This window comes from Nostoc sp. CCY0012 (assembly GCF_963920855.1).
In the GTDB taxonomy this organism is placed as follows: Bacteria; Cyanobacteriota; Cyanobacteriia; order Cyanobacteriales; family Nostocaceae; genus Cyanocohniella.
In genome coordinates this window covers 1-20217 of record NZ_CAWUDM010000100.1, presented here as the reverse complement: position 1 = coordinate 20217, position 20217 = coordinate 1, and the positions used below count along the sequence as shown (strand labels likewise).

Annotated in this window: 14 protein-coding genes and 1 pseudogene; 5 read left to right on the top strand and 10 right to left on the bottom strand. The window is 39.9% G+C overall.

Annotated elements, in window-relative coordinates; all coding sequences use genetic code 11:
* Positions 1-15: 15 nt before the first annotated feature.
* The 5 genes from ACM0OS_RS22755 to ACM0OS_RS22735 form a co-directional block, all read right to left on the bottom strand.
* Complete coding sequence (locus tag ACM0OS_RS22755) at positions 16-2253, bottom strand: GumC family protein (protein WP_414545461.1); 2238 nt, start codon at positions 2251-2253, stop codon at positions 16-18.
* A 607-nt stretch (positions 2254-2860) separates the two neighbouring features.
* Positions 2861-3253, bottom strand: a complete 393-nt coding sequence (locus tag ACM0OS_RS22750) for a DUF1636 domain-containing protein (RefSeq protein ID WP_414545460.1) — start codon at positions 3251-3253, stop codon at positions 2861-2863.
* Between the two features lie 81 nt (positions 3254-3334).
* Positions 3335-4336 (bottom strand): iron-siderophore ABC transporter substrate-binding protein, encoded by a 1002-nt coding sequence (locus ACM0OS_RS22745; protein ID WP_414545459.1) that lies wholly within the window; start codon positions 4334-4336, stop codon positions 3335-3337.
* 77 nt (positions 4337-4413) lie between these two features.
* A complete protein-coding gene (locus ACM0OS_RS22740) occupies positions 4414-7005 on the bottom strand; it encodes a TonB-dependent siderophore receptor (protein WP_414545458.1) in 2592 nt (863 codons plus the stop codon).
* A gap of 386 nt (positions 7006-7391) precedes the next feature.
* A complete protein-coding gene (locus ACM0OS_RS22735; protein ID WP_414545457.1) occupies positions 7392-8435 on the bottom strand; it encodes a helix-turn-helix transcriptional regulator in 1044 nt (347 codons plus the stop codon).
* Between the two features lie 266 nt (positions 8436-8701).
* Here ACM0OS_RS22735 and ACM0OS_RS22730 point away from each other — a divergent pair, with 266 nt between their 5' ends.
* Together ACM0OS_RS22730 and ACM0OS_RS22725 are read left to right on the top strand one after the other, a co-directional pair.
* A complete protein-coding gene (locus ACM0OS_RS22730; RefSeq protein ID WP_414545456.1) occupies positions 8702-10462 on the top strand; it encodes an ABC transporter ATP-binding protein in 1761 nt (586 codons plus the stop codon).
* A gap of 104 nt (positions 10463-10566) precedes the next feature.
* Positions 10567-12408, top strand: a complete 1842-nt coding sequence (locus ACM0OS_RS22725) for an ABC transporter ATP-binding protein (RefSeq protein WP_414545462.1) — start codon at positions 10567-10569, stop codon at positions 12406-12408.
* A 157-nt stretch (positions 12409-12565) separates the two neighbouring features.
* On the opposite strand, the gene ACM0OS_RS22720 is transcribed toward ACM0OS_RS22725, so the two are convergent.
* Positions 12566-13531 carry a ribonuclease Z gene (locus tag ACM0OS_RS22720; RefSeq protein WP_414545455.1) on the bottom strand — a complete coding sequence of 322 codons (966 nt, stop codon included), beginning with the start codon at positions 13529-13531 and terminating at the stop codon, positions 12566-12568.
* Positions 13532-13664: 133 nt separating this feature from the next.
* On the opposite strand from ACM0OS_RS22720, the gene ACM0OS_RS22715 reads away from it, so the two are divergent.
* Positions 13665-15311, top strand: a complete 1647-nt coding sequence (locus tag ACM0OS_RS22715; RefSeq protein WP_414545454.1) for an RluA family pseudouridine synthase — start codon at positions 13665-13667, stop codon at positions 15309-15311.
* Here the strand turns inward: ACM0OS_RS22715 and ACM0OS_RS22710 are convergent.
* On the bottom strand, positions 15308-15784 hold the full coding sequence (locus ACM0OS_RS22710) for a thiol-disulfide oxidoreductase DCC family protein (RefSeq protein ID WP_414545453.1): 477 nt from the start codon (positions 15782-15784) through the stop codon (positions 15308-15310). The genes ACM0OS_RS22715 and ACM0OS_RS22710 overlap by 4 nt on opposite strands.
* Before the next feature lie 232 nt (positions 15785-16016).
* Between ACM0OS_RS22710 and ACM0OS_RS22705 the strand changes: the two genes are divergently transcribed.
* Positions 16017-17420 (top strand): FAD-dependent oxidoreductase, encoded by a 1404-nt coding sequence (locus tag ACM0OS_RS22705; protein WP_414545452.1) that lies wholly within the window; start codon positions 16017-16019, stop codon positions 17418-17420.
* A 197-nt stretch (positions 17421-17617) separates the two neighbouring features.
* Positions 17618-18319 (top strand): DUF547 domain-containing protein, encoded by a 702-nt coding sequence (locus ACM0OS_RS22700; protein ID WP_414545451.1) that lies wholly within the window; start codon positions 17618-17620, stop codon positions 18317-18319.
* Here ACM0OS_RS22700 and ACM0OS_RS22695 read toward each other — a convergent pair.
* From ACM0OS_RS22695 to ACM0OS_RS22685, 3 genes and pseudogenes are all read right to left on the bottom strand, one after another.
* Entirely contained in the window at positions 18304-19059 is a 756-nt protein-coding gene (locus tag ACM0OS_RS22695) for a TIGR04283 family arsenosugar biosynthesis glycosyltransferase (protein ID WP_414545450.1), read from the bottom strand. The two genes, ACM0OS_RS22700 and ACM0OS_RS22695, sit on opposite strands and share 16 nt — an antisense overlap.
* 177 nt (positions 19060-19236) lie before the next feature.
* Positions 19237-19626 (bottom strand): rhodanese-like domain-containing protein, encoded by a 390-nt coding sequence (locus ACM0OS_RS22690; protein ID WP_414545449.1) that lies wholly within the window; start codon positions 19624-19626, stop codon positions 19237-19239.
* A gap of 238 nt (positions 19627-19864) precedes the next feature.
* A pseudogene (locus ACM0OS_RS22685) lies at positions 19865-20217 on the bottom strand (hypothetical protein); the annotation flags it as partial.

The following is a 20217-nucleotide window of genomic DNA, read 5'->3' as shown; positions in this document are numbered from 1 at the left end:
CTGCCCCCCTGCCTCTTATTCCCCCACTCCCCACTCTCCTTGAGAACCACTCACTGCGTTGGCAATAATTCCAATTAAATTCAACTTGCTCAAAATTTCTATGGCTTGCGTCAATTCATTGGGAGTTACCTGACCAATACGCCCCACCATGACAATTCCATGAGCAAATGACCCCAAAATTCTGGCATCGACTGTACCTAACATTGGTGGAGCATCGATTAGCACCAGGTCATAGGTTTGCTCAAACCGATCTATGAGTTCTTTCATCCGTTGAGAACTCAGCAGCTTAATGGTGTCTTCTGGTGTAGGGCCAGCGGTCAAAATATCAATAGAAGGGTGAATTGGTTGGATGTAATCCTGAACATGAGTATTAGTTTCATCGACTAATAATAGAGATAATCCCCAGTCATTGGATAAGTTCAAGATTTTGTGCAGGTTAGGATGCCGTAGATTGGCATCAATTAATAGTATGCGCCGATGCATCCGAGCTGCGCTAGCCGCCAGCCCTAGCGACAAAGTTGTTTTACCTTCCCGTGGTAGAGCCGAAGTTAACATCAAAGACTTGAAAGGAAAAGAATACTTGAATATTTGAATGTTCTGGTAGACCATATCCAAGCTTTCATGACAAGGTAACCAAGTGTTGGCTTCTACAAAAGAAGGTGCTAAGTGTCTCCGCTTACGTAAAAATAAACTTGAGAGCCGCTTCTGCAACGGACGCGGCGCTAATTTCGGTACTGATCCTAGTAATTGAAGTTTCGTCCGCTTCTGTAATTCTTGTACAGAATAAATGGTGTAATTAAACATTCCCCAAGTCAGGGCGACTACGACACCTAAAATGGGGCTGACGATCACTCCTCCAAGTAACAGAAATAATCTGCGATTACTTGTAGAAGTTCCCAAAGCTGGTTCTTCTAAAATTTGCCAATCAAATCCTCCCTGAGCAATTTTTAGTCCTAAATACTGTTGCGTTTGTAGTAGTTGCTCAAGAGTTTTACGGCTAGTTTCTACTGCTGGTAAGAGACGGTTATACTCTGCGATGAGGCTGGGATATGTATTTAGCTGTGAGCGGAGTTTTTGTTCTGATTCAGCTAAACTCTTTTCATTAGCATTTAGTCCTAGAAGAAATGTTTGTACCTGAATAAACTCTTGCACAAGCATCGGATCAACGCCCGTTATTTGCCCCTGTGTTAAAAGTTCTTTTTCCGTAATACTAGTATTTACTGCTTGATCACCTAGCAGTTGTTTCGCTTCTTGTTGCAACAGCCTTCGTTGATTCTGGTGTTGCTGTTTGAGTTTTTCTATTATGGGAGCATCTTCTGTGTAACGCATCTGCTCTCTAGTTAGAGCCTGTTCTGTTTCTTGAAAGTCAGTCAATAATGATTGGTAACGAGTTGACTGATTTAACCGAGCAGCAATGAGTGCATTTTGAGAGAAAGACGCTATTTTTTTCTCTAAATTATTATAGCGAGCTTGTACATCTTTAATTTGAGCGCGGGTGGTTTCGCGCTGTTTTTGAATAGTTGCAAGAGATTCTAAAAGAATTTTACTTTGTACTTCGGGATCGAGTATATTATGTTTTCTGCGAAAAAGTTCTAAGTTTTTTTCAGCTTGACTCACCTCTTTTTTGATTTCAGGTAAGCGGTTACTAACAAAAGCCAGCCCTTTATTCAGCCGCTCTTGTTGTTGTTCTATATTATAGTCTTGATAAACTTTTTTCAGAGATTGTAGTACTCTTTGTGTCTTGATAGGATCATCATCACGAAAGGTAATTTCAAAGACTGGACTAAGCACTTGATTAGCTCCAGATTTACCCTCTAACTGTTTGACTACCAAAGATGTTTGTTTTCCATGCTCATTCTTACCTTGGATGTCTTCTACAGTAATATCTGGATAATGAGGACGAAGAACATTTACAGCTTTTTGAATTAGCTTGGAACTTTGCATAAGTTTCATTTGAGCGCTGTAGTCAGATACTGACAAATTTGGCTCAGTCAACTCATTATTTGCATCTACGCGAATATTACTTGATCGTACCCCCTCATATAAATTGGAATTTACCAGTATCTGCATAGAGCTTTGGTAATTCGTCTTGGTATTAACAGCTAATAAGCTAGCAACTGACATAACTATGCAAGAAACACCCAAGCATAGAAAGCGTCGGCGAAGCAAAATTTTTGGTAGTTGTCTGATATCAACTGTGTTGAGTGAGGAGTTATTAACCAGTTGCTCTTGATTCAGACTTGTGTTAGCCACTATCAAATTCCTCTAATATCGAAACACGGAAACATTTAGCTGGGAGATTATGAGAAAGCTTATTGGCAATGAATTTTTCTCAACTATAGACAAATCATCATACAAAATGTTTCTTTATCAGGATATAAAGAGTTAGTGTGTTTAATAATTTTGCATTATAGGTCACACAATTATTTTATTGGGTAGCAATAAACAAATATACTTGTACAATAAAGTATTGATGAAACTAAAGTATATACAATCACTTCTGTTGTAAGATGATTACTTGTATATCAATAGTGATGGCATAACCAGAATACTAATATCAGGGACATAAAAGCATAGTTATGTCCAAAAAATCAACAAACCTTCCTGGTAATATTTTTTCAGATAACAGTTGTTTAATCTAAGCGGGTTTGTATAATAAGGTGATAAAAAAATAATATTTAACTTGTTAAAATCAGCCAAAGATAAATAAAATTTCCGTATCTTTTACCATAAAAAGTTAAATATATGACATTCTTGTTTAATCTCTACTATGACAATTCAAGATTATGTAAAAATAACCAAGAATTTCCGGTTTACAAATTGCGATACTTGTAGAAAGATAATTCTGATTCTCGTTTGGCTACTCCACCATCGCCTCAGGTGTAGGAGGGACGCGTACCAAAAGATGCACTCGCAGTGTCCCAGGTAGTTTGGGGGGTAAAACATATCCGTCTTGGCTTTCTTGATAAAGCTGGCTGAATTGCAACAAATCAGTTATGCTTTCCTGCGTTAGATCAACAAAGTGGTATGTATATTTTTGCGGACAAACCAACGTTGCAGCACAAGAATATTTTTTAACGCAAGTCCACAAACATCCTACAGGCTGAATGTTAAGAGTGCTGTAAGTAGAGTCATTTTTTTGCACTTCCAGTAGCTTCAGTAAGAGTTGGTTTCCTTCAGCGCGCTCGTCTGCTTCTTCGTGAGAGAGAACATTACTGCAAGATTTACAAACAAATAAGGTATGAAGTGCCATAATCATCTGGTAGTTTATAAAAAGTATTTAAACAAGTCTTCAAGCACAAATTTTGGGGCGTTCGGCTCATCTCCAAAGAACTCAAGGTGTGTTAATTAGATACTTGAATAGGTCATCAATAATTGCGTTTGCCGCTAACATACCACTCCCAATCCAGTAATTGGGAACGAAATAAACTTTATTTTCTTTTACAGCTTTTAAATTTTTCCACAGTTGATTTGATTTGAGTCTCTCTAAATTTCTTTTGGCAGTTTGATTGCCTTTGGCGTTATTTTCAGCCGTCCAGATAAATATAACATCACCATCTGCCTGTTCGATTAATTCATTACCAACGGACATTTGAATCGGATTACCAAATAATTTTTCTGCCTCTGATGCAGTAAAATTTTGGGATTCTGGACGAGATAATCCGGCATCTTGCAAAACTGTTCCGCAGAAGGAATCAAGTAGATAAAGGTTGATATTATTAGGATAAACTCGCACTACAGAAATTTTGAGATTTGATAAATTATTGCCCATTTTCTGTTTAAATTCTGCGAGACGGCGGTAATAGTTTTCCATTACTTGTTCGCCAACTTCTTCCTTACCTAACGCCACACTAATTTTAGTAAATACTTCTTTCCATTGACCACTGTGTTCAAAATTAACCAAAAATGTTGGAGCAATTTTTGAAGTAATAGGATAAATATCTTGTTGATAATCAGAACCCACAATTAAATCTGGGTTGAGTGCGAGAATACTTTCTAAGTTAGGTTCGCCCGTTGTTCCGATGTTTTGTACTCCTGTTAGCTGATCTTGCCAAGATGATGAAAAATCCGAAATCACAGCACCAATAGGTTTAATTCCTAAGGCGATCGCATTTTCAGCATCATCTAAAGTCACAAGGCGCTCAAATTTTTCTGGAACACAGGTAATTCCCGCAGCGTGTTCGACCTGACGACAAGCGGCTTTTATATTTTGATTATTAACAGGTAGAGAACCACCACGATGACAAGCTACTGCAAACAATAAACTACAAAATATGACAATCCCAAATCGCCACCAGCGAGTAAAGCTTTTTATTTTCATGTAATTGTCATTCATGATGGAATCTCATACCTCACACCTGATTTGCGTCAAAATTCAACAGTAAAATTGCCAGAATTGGCAAATTTTCATCATTAAAATGTCACAGAAAAACTACCGATAACCGTTAATGGTGCGCCAGGTTCTATGGCGACTCTACCAAAATTGGCTCCTTGAAAATATTTTTCATTCAACAGATTTTGGATATTGATTCCAGCCCGCCAATTATCGCGTTGATAGAAGATTGCTGCATCTGTTCTTAGATAACTGGGGATGGTATAGGTGTTATCAGTGTCACCTAGGCGATCGCCTACATAAAATAACCCTAAACCAAAACCTAAACCTCGCAAATCACCACTTTGCAATTGGTAAGTTGTCCACAAACTAGCTGTATTAAATGGGACATTTGGTGGACGATTCCCCGCTAAACCATCATTACTTTCGGTAATTTCGGCATCAATGTAAGAATAAGATGCGATGACATTCCAGCCACGTTGAATCTGTCCCGCAACATTTAATTCAATACCTTGATTGCGTTGTTTCCCGATAGGAATGCTAAAGTCTGGATTAGCGGGATCAGTTGTCGCAATATTTGATTTTGTAATGTGATAAGCTGCCAAAGTAGCAGCTAATCTGCCATCAAAAAATTCACTTTTTACACCAACTTCGTACTGAGTTCCTCTTTCTGGTTCTAGAACTGAACCATCTACACTTGTACCAAAGTTCGGTTGAAAGGATTGGCTATAACTAGCATAAAGAGAAATAGGTTCAATGGGTTGATAAACAATACCCAGTCTTGGGGTGATAGCTGTATCGTACTGACTAGATTCACTGTCATTCAAGAAATTTATGCTTTTTTGGTCTACAATATCCAACCTTCCACCCACAAGAAATTTTAAATTCTCTGCAAAAGCTATTTGGTCTTGCAAGAAAATACCTAAACTATCGTTTCTATTTTGGCTATTACGAACAACGTCGGTTAATTCATCTAAACCAGGTCTGGGTATGGCATTATAAACGGGATTGAATACATCAATACTTGGTGTAAGTCCTCCTGGTAATCGGCTTTGAGTCCCGCCTGATGTGTTTCTAGCTAAGTCAATACCAAACAAGAGAGTATGATTAATTGAACCTATAGTAAACTTACCAACTACATCAGTTTGTAAGGTATAAGTTTCTCCATAGTCATCATTGGATCTAAAGTTCCGTGACAGAATACCTGTAGTTTCATTAAAACTCACAGGTTCAGCACGATAATCAAAAGTATCTGAACTCAGATATCGGAAAGCATTGCGGATTTTCCAATTGTCATTAAAATCATGCTCTAAGCGATAGCTAAAACCTATTTCTTCAACTTTGCTCACATCATCTGGTTCGCCTAAAATCCGCTTTAAAGGAATGTCAAGAATCCCATCACCAAAAGCTAAAAATCCCCGGTCAAATGGACGCTCATCGTTGAGATAGTCAAATTGAAATGTTAAGTTAGTTGCTTGTCCAATTTCCCATTTTAAAGTGGGCGAAATAAAAAATCGTTGAATATCTTGATTAAAATCACGGAATCCATCTGAAGTTTCATAAACGGAGTTGATACGATATAACAAAGTTCTATCGGGGTTTATTGGCCCAGAAATATCAATACTAGGGCGAAATGTGGAAAAACTACCCACCGAAAATTCAGCATTGTAATAGGGATCTCTCAGCGGCTGCTTTGTAACTAAGTTAATTACACCTCCAGGTTCAACACCACCATATAAAACTGAGGCTGGCCCTTTGAGAACTTCTATCCGTTCAACATTTGCAGTTTCTCTAATACCACCTCGTCCATCTTTGAACCCATCAACCAAAATACCGCCACCAAAAAAGCCCCGAATCCCCAGTTGGTCGACTGTACCACCAAAACCACCATCTTGAACTACACCACCAACATTCAGCAGTGCATCTCTTAAACGAGTAACTCTTTGATCTCTGATCACTTCTTCCGGAACTACTTGAATAGTCTGAGGAATGTCCCGGATAAGAGTATCTGTCCTAGTTCCCGCCGAAGTATTGGGTACACGATATCTATTTTGCTCACCTGTGACTATTAATTCAATCGGTGTTTCACCCTGTGCAGATGGTTGTTCTGGCTGGGTTTCGCTACTAGGTTTCTGTTCTGGTTCTACTGGCGTGGGTTGTGTCTGTGGTGTTTGAGTAGTCGTCACCGTTGATGTCACCGCCAAAATCAAACCTTCATCACCATCAAACAACTCGACTTGTGGCGCACCAGTTTCACCAGTTACCATCACACGAATAGTACTTGCATCTAAATTAGTAACTGTAACTTCAGTAATTCCCTCCATGGGTTGTTCTTGACGGAAGACATCACCATCCGGTAGGTTTAATTGGGCATTGGGAATGTCAACAATATAGCTATTCTCTTGGCTCTGATTTGTAAGTTGTAGTTGGTCTGATTGATTGGTTTCTAAAATTACATCTATGCCTTTGTCTGTTGCTTGTAACTTGACACCCGTTACCTGAATAAGAGATTGAGCAAGCCACTGCTGAATATTAGTAACAGGTTTTTCTATCTCATTTAATTGAGAAATATTATTTATTAGTTTTTGGTCATCTTCAGCTAATACGGGGAAGTTAACCAGTACCAAAGCCAATCCTGTCATCCAAGCTAGTTTTTGCAATTGATTTGACATTACTCTATTCATTACACAAATAAGTGACTAGGGACTGGGGATGAGGGACTAGTAATCTGCTGCGTAAATAGGGATACCCTTTCAAAAAGTTCAAATGCACAAAACAAAAGCCTTTTGACTTCTGCATTGCAGTACTAGGTATTCAGAAATCCTATTCAGCACTACCTAATACCCGATACCCCTGTAATTAATAATTACTATCAAGAAGCTTACAGGAAATCTCTGGGGTGTGGATGAGTAGTTTGAATGCTAGACGGAATTTTTTGAACGCTAGAGGGAATTTTTGTATTTTTAAGTTGTTAAATCACGTTATGATTACATTTGCATTTTAAAATTTCAGTTTCGGCTTTTAATGCTCAAAATTCAACTGTTTAAATTTCCGGTACTTATCCTATTAATTCATGAATTTCCATCGATGACCGTGAATTAGCTAACAAAAATTCTTTGGGATTTATGCCAAATTTTTTTCTAAAAGCAGTGGCGAAGTAGCTACGATTAACAAAACCAACGCTACGGGCTGCTTGAGAAATACTTGTTTCTCCTGCTACTAGCAATTTTCGTGCTTGTTCTAATCTATGATGATGCAAATAGCCGAAAACTGTTGTACCAAAAACTAAACGAAAACCGCGTTTGAGGGTGCAGTCATTTAAACCAACTTGTCTGGATAATTCCATTAAAGAAGGAGGATTATCTAAATTATTTAGTAAAATTTCTTTGGCATAGTGAATACGTTCTACATCATCAGACTTAAGTGAACACATATTATGTTTCCCTTGACGTGCTGCCAAATCTTCTTCAACTAGCAATACCATTAGTTCCAAAACCTTGCTTTCTAAGTACATCCGTTTCATCATTCCCTGATAAGGACACTTACAAATTTGCTGTAATGTCACTTGCATTGCTGGAGTTGTATTACTACAACAAGAATAATATTCTTGATGAGGCTTTCTGACTAAATGAGTCAATTCTTGTGGCAGTTTCTGCTGTTCTTTACCCATGAAGAAACAAAATATTTCCGGTTCCATGTGAACACTAATTTCAAATATTTTTTCTGTCTTGAAGGATTTAACTCTATCTTTTGGTGCCAGCCCACTACCCCACAATCTATTTTGTCCACTATTAAAAGAATAATGGTTATCTTGTTGATGTCCGGAAATACAAAAATTGTATTCTAAAGGATGTGGGCGATCTGGAAGTTGCACAACTAAATCATCATATAATTGAATTTCTGAAGATGCTAAATATAAACCATTCCGTAGTTCTATTTCTCCATAAAATCCTGTACCTAATTCTTTGGAAAAATGGTAAATGGTGTCAAAGATATTCCAGTTATTACTTTGGTTAGAGCATAAACTAGCACTTTTTTTTTCTGTATTTGGGATTTTTACAAATAAATTCCAAAAAGCTTGTTGTGAAATTGTGATTGTCATAATTTTTAGGAATAAGGTTGCATTTATTACTAATTCTTGGCAATAAGTTGAGAAAATCCTCAATGCCAGTCCAGTGTGAGCCGCATTTATGATTAAATACAGCAAGTAAGCACTTATTGAGATTAATTGCCACTATGCTCATGAGAATAATCTATTCTTATACAAAGACTTTGTTACTTAGAATACAGAATCTTTGCATATCTTTCTCAATTAATGCCAATTGTTTCGCACCCGCAAGAATACTACCTGCTGATAACTAAAGCTTTATGAAAATCGGACTACGGCAATACTGGAACTTACTCGTAGACTACCTCAAGCCTCAAAAGGGCAGGGTGATCAAGTTTGCGATCGCCCTCCTTACCAGCATCGGACTACAATTAGCCAACCCGCAAATTCTCCGCTACTTCATTGACACAGCCGTAGCTGGTGGTTCAGGGCAAAACTTACTCTTAGCCGCCCTACTATTTATAGGTGTAGCTTTAGTCACTCAATTGATCTCAGTTGCGGCTACATACTACGGCGAAAACGTTGCATGGAGAGCCACCAACACCTTACGTGCCGACTTAGTTGAGCATTGTTTGCAACTAGATTTATCCTTTCATAAATTCTCTACACCCGGTGAATTACTAGAGAGAGTAGATGGCGATATTCACACTCTGTCGCAATTCTTTTCCAAATTCACCGTTTACATCTTAGGCAATTTACTACTGATGTCGGGTGTGATTGTAGTTTTATTTGCCGAAGATTGGCGTGCTGGTGTTGCGATCGCCTTTTTTGCCCTCACAGCCTTATATACTTTAATTGGCCTGCGTTCTCTTGCTGTTCCCCATTGGAGAACTTATCGCCAAATTAGTGCTGATTTTTTTGGTTTCGTGGGCGAACAACTAGCCGGGATGGAAGACGTGCGAGCTAATGGCGCTAAAAGCTATGTCATGCAACGCTTCCATAAAATTTTGCAAGGCTGGTTGCCTGTATTTCACAAAGCGCGTTTTGCTAGTACTATCCTTTGGGCGACAACTAACGGTATTTTTACTTTAGGAACTGCGATCGCCTTAAGTGTTGGTGCATACCTTTGGAGTCAGAATATAATTACCATCGGTACTGTATATGTGCTGTATTATTACACTAATCTCCTCAGCGAACCGATTGAACAAATTCGCAACCAATTTGAAGACCTGCAACAAGCAGAAGCAAGTATTTACCGTATTCAAGATTTATTTCAAGTTAAATCTCGACTCAGTGCGGGAGGTGAACAGCAACTTCCTCACGGCGCACTTTCTGTAAATTTTGAAAATGTCTCATTTAGCTACAATGACCCGGGCTTGGGAACTGGGGATTTAGTATTGCAAGATATATCCTTTAATTTACCTCCAGGTCAGATACTAGGTTTACTGGGGCGTACAGGTAGTGGTAAGTCTTCTTTAGCGCGGTTATTGCTGAGATTATATGACCCACAATCAGGGGTAATTCGTTTGGGAGGTGTACCTATTGACCAAACTCCCTTAACAAATTTGCCTCAAAAAGTGGGATTAGTTACTCAGGATGTACAACTATTTCAAACCACAGTCCGAAATAATCTCACCTTTTTTAACCAGAACATTAGTGATGAACGCATCTATGAAACCTTAGAAATATTGGGGCTATCAACATGGTTGCATTCATTACCCCAAGGCTTAGATACAAATTTGGGGCCAGATAGTAGCGGTTTATCTGCGGGACAAGCACAGTTACTCGCCTTTACTCGCGTGTTTCTCAAAGACCCTGGTTTAGTCATTCTAGACGAAGCTTCCTCTCGCCTCGACCCCACGACAGAAAAACTGATTGAAAAAGCCGTAGACAAATTATTAACTGGACGTACAGGCATTATTATTGCTCATCGTTTAGCCACTGTAGAAAGAGTTAATCAAATTTTGATTTTAGAACAAAGTCGAATTATTGAATATGGTCAACGATCAGAATTAATTAAAAATCCAGAATCACGTTTTGCCCAATTATTACAAACTGGCTTAACCGATTTATTAAGCTAGGAAAATAGCATATAAGCAGGAGAAAGATTAAAACCTATATATTAGTTTGGTTTTATTGTGCCAACTTAGTTAATAATCATCTTCACCACGAAATATTAATTATGATGATGTCAACAAAAAAAGTCAGAGGTTGGGAATTGTTGTGGCAACTCATGCGCTACACTCCAAAACTGTACATACTTGACTCTTGCTTCTGGATATTAATTATGGGGTTACCTGCCCTACCTGGATTAATAATTCGAGAATTTTTCAACAGTTTAACTAATGAGGCACAATTTGGATTAACACCTCTGGCGTTAATTGCATTATTACTGGCTCTGAATTTGGGACATATTGCAGTTATATTTGCAGGGCGTATTACCAAGACTCAACACCGTTTTATTATTCGTTCATTACTGCGAAATAACTTATTAGACCGCCTTTTCAAAAATCCGTCAGCACAAATAATTCTTGATAATCAAGAAACAGAAATAACTGTGTCACAGGGTGAAATAATTAGTTATTTTCGTGACGATGCTGAACAAATAGAAGACAGTGTGGCATGGATCTCAGAGGTTTCAGGCGAAGGAATATTTGCGGTTTTTTGTCTGGTTATTTTATTAAATATCAATGTGCAAATGACATTATTTGTGTTTCTACCCGTAGTAGGAATGGTAATAATTATTCAACGAGCAGAAACTAGGATTAAAAAATATAGAAGAGCTAGCCGTCAAGCTACAGAAAAAGTCACAGGCATTTTAGGTGAAATATTTGGTTCAGTCCAAGCAATTAAGGTAGCTGGCGCAGAAAACAACGTGCTGGATTATTTTCGTAATCTCAATGATAAACGCCGTCAAGCAATGATTAAAGATAGCTTATTCAATGCTATTCTCAACTCTGCCTTTCAAAATATGGTGAATCTAGGCACAGGGATAATTATGTTGCTGGCTTCTTCTCTGATGCAGAGTAATATTGGACAGTTAACAGTAGGTGACTTTGCCTTATTTGTCTATAACCTCGCCTTTGTGACTAGCTTTTTCACCTCCCTGGGTAGTTTTATGGCGTTGTATAAGCACACAGAAGTATCTTTTGAACGGATGGCTGGTTTACTTTCTGGTGCATCTGCTTATACTCTAGTTGCTGATAATCAACTTTATCTCAATGACCTCAATGGGCAGAAAAAAGTTTTGCCTTCAGTAGAACAACCAGTACAAAATAAAAACAACAACCTGCAATCATTAAGAGTATCGAATCTCACTTATATTTATCCTGGTACTAATCAGGGAATTACAGATATCAGCTTGGAAATTAAGCGTGGTAGTTTGACTGTAATTACTGGTCAAATTGGTTCAGGAAAGACTACATTCCTGCGGGTGTTATTAGGATTACTACCTAAACAAAGTGGAGAAATTTACTGGAATGGGAATATTATTGAAGTCCCAGCTAGATTTTTTGTTCCACCTTGCAGTGCTTATACTCCCCAAATTCCGCAACTTTTTAGCTACACCCTGCGAGAAAATATTTTACTGGGTTTGTCTAAAGACGATCATGACATCGCCACAGCTTTAAACATGGCTGTGTTTGAGCAAGATTTAGTAACTATGAATGAAAGTCTAGAGACTTTGGTGGGGTCAAAAGGTGTACGCCTTTCTGGTGGACAAATACAGCGTGTCGCAGCAGCGCGGATGTTTGTCCGTCAACCGGAATTATTAGTGTTTGATGACCTTTCTAGTGCTTTGGATGTAGAGACAGAATTAGCTTTATGGTCGCGGATATTTGTGAATAGCAAAGAACCGGAGAAAAATCCTTGGACACCCACTTGTCTTGTGGTGTCTCATCGGCCTTCTGTATTACGTCGTGCTGACCAGATTATTGTCATGAAAGCAGGGAGAGTGCAAGCGCAAGGGAAGTTTGATGATATTTTTAGCCAGAAAAGTCTCACCAATCCCAAGGACATAAGTATGTGAGGAAATATTATAGGACTTATGCACTCACCGCAAAAATAAGGGCTTTGAGATTGCTAGAGCCTCCGGCACGCTACGCGGTAAGCGCAGCCATGCCCGTTAGGGCTTTACCCTACGGTCGCAATGACGAAAATACGTGGTTGGTTACGTAAGTCCTGTTTTATTTATTTGTCAGTCCCTTAGCTAATTCTGCTTCTCTGCGTCTGGGGACACCGTACACCATGAAATCATAAGCCATATCTGTTTTGGGAAAAATTGCCCTGGCTTCTTTCAGTAAATCTTTTAACTCTATGGTGTTTCCTGGAGCATAGCGGGGACTGAAATGAGTCATAATTAACCGATGTGCGCCAGACACTAATGCTGTTTGCGCTGCCATTGTCGTTGTGGAATGCAATCGCTGAAAAGCCATGTCTGCATCTTGATGGGCAAAGGTAGCTTCATGAATTAATACATCAGCATCTTGTGCCAGTTCCACTGCACCTTCGGAATAAACTGTATCTGTACAGTAGGCAATTTTTCGCCCAATTTCCGTTTCTCCACACAATTGCTTACCATCAATTACTCGTCCATCGCTGAGTGTCACCGTTTCACCGCGCTTGAGTTGACCATAAACCCGACCGGGGGGAATTTGCAATGCTTGGGCTTTTTCCACATCAAAGCGTCCTGGACGGTCTTTTTCGGCGACGCGATAACCAAAAGCTGTAATTCTATGATGTAAAGCACCACAGCTAACGGTAAATTCATCATCTTCATAGATGACTCCCGGTTGCACAACATGAACTTTTACAGGATAGGAAAAATGTGTGTGGGAGTAACGCGTAGCTGCTTGGATATATTCATTTAATCCAGGTGGGCCATATAAATCAACTCGTTGTACATTCCCAGCTAAACCGCAACTAGCCAGCAGTCCCATCAAGCCAAAAATGTGGTCGCCGTGCAAATGGGTGATAAAAATTCGGGATAGTTGGCTCATTTTGAGGTCACTCCGCAAAATTTGATGCTGGGTACCTTCGCCACAGTCGAATAACCACAGTTCTGCCCTTTGGGGTAATCTCAGCGCTACACTGGACACATTGCGCGATCGCGTGGGTACACCAGAACTCGTCCCTAAAAATGTTATCTGCACAGCGTTGTTTAGCCTTCCTTTTGCTGAATTTGATGCTCTGTTGCTTCTATACTTTATATATTGGCACGGTTATTGAGTAAAATACTTTGCTGCCAGTTAGGCTAGTGGGATATCTTGTTTTTGGTTGATTTTTGTGGTCAGTGACTCAACAGCGAACTATTGGTATGAAGGGCGTTGTCCCCAAAGTGGTGAGTTATTGCGATTACCTCGCACTCCATTGGTAGAAGCGATCGCCTGTGATTTAATGCAATATTTAGCCACCGATGAAATTTACAATCGTGAAGGCAAGATGTATGGTGTCTTGCTGGTGGAATTGCCTACAGGCCAAACCCAAGTACTCAAAGCATTTTCGGGTCTTCTTAATGGTTGCAGTGTCATTGAAGGTTGGGTTCCACCAATTCCTGGGCGAGATGAAGTAGCCCTAGAGGAAGCCCAAACCCTAGCTGAACTCGATGCCATCAAGCAAGAACTCATCACCCTCCAGCAACTACCACAACGACAGCAGTATGAAAATTTAGCTGACGAGTTTCAGCAACAGTTGCAACAAATGAGCGATCGCCATCATAATTCCAAGCAGCAACGAGGCGATAACCGTGAGAAATTTTACCAAACACTCACAGGTGAAGCACTGAATACTGCCCTAGAAAAACTTGACGAAGAAAGCCGTCAGCAGGGAATTGAGCGCAGGCGACTGAAAGCCCAGCAAAATGCTGAGTTACAACCTTTACAGCAGATAGTTACCGCAGCAGATGCACGTATCCAGGAACTAAAACAACGACGAAAAGCACTATCCCGGCAATTACAAGCACAAATGCACGCAGCTTATTCCTTGATGAATTTTTTGGGGCAATCGGTATCGTTGCAACAATTAATGCCAGGTGGTTCTATGCCTACGGGTACTGGAGATTGCTGTGCGCCCAAGCTGTTGCATTATGCCGCAACACATCAACTTAAACCTCTAGCAATGGCAGAATTTTGGTGGGGTGACTCTGCATACAGTTCGGATAAGAAATTTACTCGTGAAGACCGCAAGGGAGCAGGGGAGCAGAGGAGCAGGGGAGAATTTTATGGAGCCTGTGTTGAGCGCTGTCAGCCGTTGATGGGGTTTTTGCTTTCGGGATTAAAATCCTTTCCTAGTCGAGACGAGTTAAATTTACCCATTATTTATGAAGACGAATGGCTGATTGCTGTGAACAAACCCCCAGGATTACTTTCGGTTCCTGGACGCGATCGCCATAACCAAGATAGTGTTCTCAGTCGCTGGCGTTATTTATTCCCAGAAGCTGTAAATATAATGACGGTGCATCGGCTAGATCAGGAAACATCTGGTATTTTACTGCTAGCGCGCCATCGCCAAACTCATCGGCAACTTAGTCAACAGTTTCAGCAACGCCAAATCCACAAGGTTTATGAAGCCATACTTGCTGGTTGTGTAGCAGTTGAACAAGGTGTAATTGAACTACCACTATGGGGAAATCCAGAAAATCGCCCCTATCAACAAGTAAATTGGCAACATGGTAAACCCAGCGTGACTAAATTTCGGGTGCTAGCCAGGGAAGGAAATTATACACGGGTTGAGTTGATTCCCCTCACAGGACGCACCCACCAATTGCGAGTTCATGCTGCTGATGAACAAGGACTGGGGATAACTATTTTAGGCGATCGCCTGTATGGATGCAGTGCAGTTGCTAGTCGGTTACATCTACACGCCAGGGAACTTAGCTTTGAACATCCCCAATTAGGCAAAACCATCCATTTACAGGCACAAACACCCTTTTAATAAGCCCGACAACGCCCCTCGGTGTCACACATCCGCTGTTGTCGTTCTTCAAGAATAGTCTTTAAATTTGGTCGTTTTGTAAGAGCGAGCCGCTTATCTGCCCAAATTCCATACAAAAAATCGGCGATCGCCCCGATAACAGGTAATTTAGTGATGGCATAAATCCAACCCATTCCCAGGGTTTCATAAATGCGGCGAAAGACTTCGACATTTTTAACTAGGGTTCCATCTGGTAACACTGCATGAATGCGTCCCATAGCGGTTTCAAAGTCAACCCCACCGTTTTCTTCAGGGTTGTAATTCTCATCTGCAATGTCCACAAATGCTACCAAACCTCTACCAGCATCCCGTTTTTTCAAAAAGTTGACTTCGCGCATACACAAAGGGCATTCACCGTCATACAGGAGCTTGATTTTCCATGCAGGTGCAGTGACTTGATCAGAGTAGTTAAGTTGTTGATTGGCTAAAGACATGATTAAAACAATTGATTTTTAAATTGAGATACAATCCACACCCGCTCCAGAGTTGGAGTTTTGCATAATAAATATTATGGCGGCTTTTAATCGTCTTTGGTGATGGTATGTTACTTGATGGCTGCTACTTTCTATATTCACCAAATTATCGCCGATATTAATGTGTATAAATATGCAAATAAATCACTTAAATTTGCGTACAAGTACAGTTACTTCAACCTCAAACAAAACTATGGAAATCTATGATGTTGTAATAGTTGGTGCTGGGCCTATCGGGTTAGCAACTGCTATTGGCTTACACAGCCGTGGTATTGAAAATATTCTGGTTATTGATCAAACTCGTGCTTTTCGTCAAGTTGGTCAAGTCTTGGATCTTCTCCCCAATGGTTTAAAAGCGCTCAAATATTTAGATGAGCAAGCTTATGAAGCAGTCAAGAAAACTGGTAACGGATTCTTGAATACTCAGCAGTCCCATGACCAGAAACCTGCGAAAACTTCACCGACATGGATTTATAAAAATTTGCAGGGACAATTGATTCGGTCAATTCCTCTGAGTTTCGATCATTGGTTGCAGAATTATGGAGAGGGTCGAGTATCAATTGCTTGGTATGATTTACAGACCGCCCTGAGAAACATACTTCCCCCAGAGCGAGTAAAAGCGAATCACCGTTGTCTGAATGTTATAGATGAGCCAGAAAATAACTGTGTGCGGATAGATTGCGTATCTGATCAAAAAATAGAAGCCAACCCCTATGCATATTGGGTGGAAGGCGACCAAAATTTAGATCCTACACCCCAAGAATTAACCACAAAATCGTTGCGAGCCAAACTAATTGTGGCAGCAGACGGCATCAACTCTACAATTCGTCGGGTACTTTACGAAAACAGTCCATACAGCGATTTTGCTAGACCTGAATATTCTGGTTTTACAGCTGTATCTTGTAGAGAAATAACAGACGTACCACCAGAACTACAAACAAAACTGGCAGAAAAATTCTTTGAAGATTCACCAATTGTCACCATTAGTAACGACCAAACATCCTCAGATCCTGCAAGTCTAGATGAGCCAAGGATGATGTTATTTCGCCGCCCAGGCGGTTTACTAGGGTATATACTACATCTGGCTGTCTCTTTGGCATCTTTACAGGAGAAATCTGGCAGTGATTTGCTTGATTTAGCCATGCAGCAGTTAGAAAAAGCTGGCTTTCCCGATGTACTTCGGGAATTAGTTCGTTTGTCTCCACCGAGCAATATGCAGCAGCGTCCATACTACATTCACCACGCCACCACATCTGATACCAAACCTCAGCCAGCCTGGAGTAAAGGGCGAGTTGTCTTAGTGGGTGATGCAGCTCATGGAATGCCTCCTTTTATGGCCCAAGGAGCAAATCAAGGATTTGAAGATGCATTAGCAGTAACAACGTTAATTACTCAAATTGCCGAGACAAAAACCTGGGATAATCAGGAGGCGATCGCAACAGCCTTCGAGAAATATGAAAATCTGCGTCGCCCCATGATGGCATATATTCAACGGGCAACATTGACCAAGTTTCCCCACTCGTCAGACGCAGAATGGAATAAATATGGAAAACAGGTATATCACCGCAATTTTGACCAACTTATGAATATGAATTAAATAATATGCAAGTCTAGTTTTTGACCTCACCCCGCCTTTGACTTGCATCAAAGCCTCCCCTCTCCTTACCAAGGAGAGGGGTTGGGGGTGAGGTTCTGTATTTTATTCAATCCACATTCCTTATACCCTGAAGCTCAGGCAAAACCAAAAATTAGGATTCTGTAGAATCACCATAGCGGACTTCAATATTCACTTTTATGATTGATTTTGAACCTTGGGATACATTACTGCGTCAATATGTTGATCAACAAGGTCGTGTCAACTATCTTGCTTGGAAAACAGAGCAACCCCAAGTACTTACTGATTGGTTGTCCAAACAAAAAAACTTGTCTCTCAAATCTCATACTCAGCCTCAAGAGCGATTAGCATTGTGGATTAACCTCTACAATGCGTTGACTATTTCCAGAATTTTAGAACTATACCCACTAGATTCGATTCTGCCAAAAATTTTCGGGATTCCTAACTGGCTGGCATTTTTATGGTTCTTCCAGCGTCGTGTTTATTATATTTTTGGTCAGCGTTACAGTTTAGCTCAAATCGAGAACCAAATTCTCAGAAACGAGTTGCAAGAACCACGAATTCATTTTGCCATTGTTTGTGCTTCAGTTGGTTGTCCTTTACTCCGTTCGGGAGCTTACTTTCCTGAGCAAGTTATTCAGCAGTTAGATGAAGATGCTCATCGCTTTATTAATAATCCTCAAAAAGTTCGTTATGACTCTCATAGTCAAACCCTCTACTGCAATAAAATTTTTCAGTGGTATCGGCAAGATTTCTTAAAAGTTGCGCCTTCTATCCCTGAATACATTGGTTCTTATTTGAAAACCGATGTGCCATTGACTGTCTCAACACCAATATCTTATCTTGAATACGACTGGAGCTTAAATCAGCGAATATCTTGATAAAACTGTTTGAGATAGTTAGCATCAACGCCAATCCCCCATAAAATTCCGATATAGAGGTAAATTGCCGTAGCTTTCCAACTACCCCAGCGTGCTACTCGGCGATCAGAACTTTGGACGATGCGGTTAACTAGAGTAATTCGCCCTTTTTGTACCAATTTGAGGCATAAATCTCCATCCTCCATGATTGGTAAAGCTTCATTAAATCCACCGCAATCCCAAAAGTCACGCCGACGACAAAACATAACTTGATCGCCAAACAATAGACGCAATCCTTTAAAAAACAAGTGCGGTTTAAACACTAGCGGAGCATAGTAAGTTTTTAGGTAGTTGTGCAAAGATATACCCCAACGAGTGGTTTGAGAACCTGCCATTAAACAAATGAATCCCCCACAAGCAACTGTAGGTTGTGCCAAGGTGTTTTGAATCACAGCAGCAGTATCATCAGGAATCCAAGTGTCTGCATGGAGAAAACAAAGTATATCTCCGGTGGCGGCTGAAGCTCCGTAATTCATTTGAATGGAACGCCCACAGCGATCGCAAAATAGAATTTGTACATCGAATACTTGATTCAATGATGCCAAAACTCGTTTAGCGATCGCCACTGTCTCATCTTCACTACCACCATCTACTACTATTACTTCTTTTACAGTTGGGTTCAATAAAGTCAGTTGCCGCAGAGTGCGTTCTAAACTAGCTGCTTCATTAAAAGTAGGAATAATAATCGAAACTTGAGCCATACACTTACAAGAGTTTTTTTAATTATTTTCGCCTAATATCTATCGGCTTTAACCCCAATGAAAAATTGGTAATATTTATGACCTTACCCAAAGTATCTGTTGGCAAAATACTTACACTTCTACAAAGGTAAAGGAAAAATATTACGCGATCAAAAATTAAACTTAACTCCCTTACTTCTAAGCATGGTAACTAGTTTTGAGGAGTTTTCCCCAGATTTCATCATAAGGATGCACTAGTTGTGTTGGCTGTTCGTCATCTTTAAAGATGGGTCGTTCTTCATTTGCCCACTGAAAAAGACCACCACTCAAGTTGGAAATCTGAGAAAATCCTTTCTTTTGAAGTTGTTGGGCAACTTTGGCACTACGATAACCAACCGAGCAATATACAACAATTGGTGTATCTTTTGAAACTGTCGAGAGTGCTGTTAGGTCGAGTGTAACAGGATCAATCCGTACTGCTGTTTTGATGTGACTGACCACATACTCTGTTTGACTTCGTGCATCAAGCAACAACGGCTGTGGCTTTTTACTATCAATTAGCCAGTCGTTAAATTCTTCTGTTGTCATCTGACTAACAGTTGGAAAACTAAGTCTGATGAAAAATTTTAATAAATTTAATGCTAGTGAACGCAATACGCTTTTTATGCTCCAATACTTTATCATGGCTTTGGTAAATTCGTGAATCGGTAAAAATTTTACGCATCACGACTCGAAAACAAGCCACACAACGGCGAAGTGCGTCTGAGGGAAAACATCTGCAACCTGTCCAATACATTCAGTTTAAAGTAACAAAAAAACCGTGATTTTAGTCGATATAATCTGTTGGTATTTGCTTTTCCACAGCATTATCTGAAATTGGACGGCTGCCATCTATTTCTAGAGTATCTTGAACTTGAAAACTATTCTTAGCAATTGGACGTTGACCGTCTATTTCAAGAATTGCCTCTACCTCTAAATCATTAGGATCAATTGGGCGGTTGCCGTCTACATTTAGCATCTCATGGTCTTGAAAATCACTCTTAGAAATCGGGCGTTGACCATCTATATCGATTGTTTCGTCACAATAGTCTTCAGTCTTTACAATTGGACGCTGACCATCTATATCCTTAGTGGTGCAGAAAAGTCTTGAACCGCTTGTATACCAGGAGTCTGACTGAG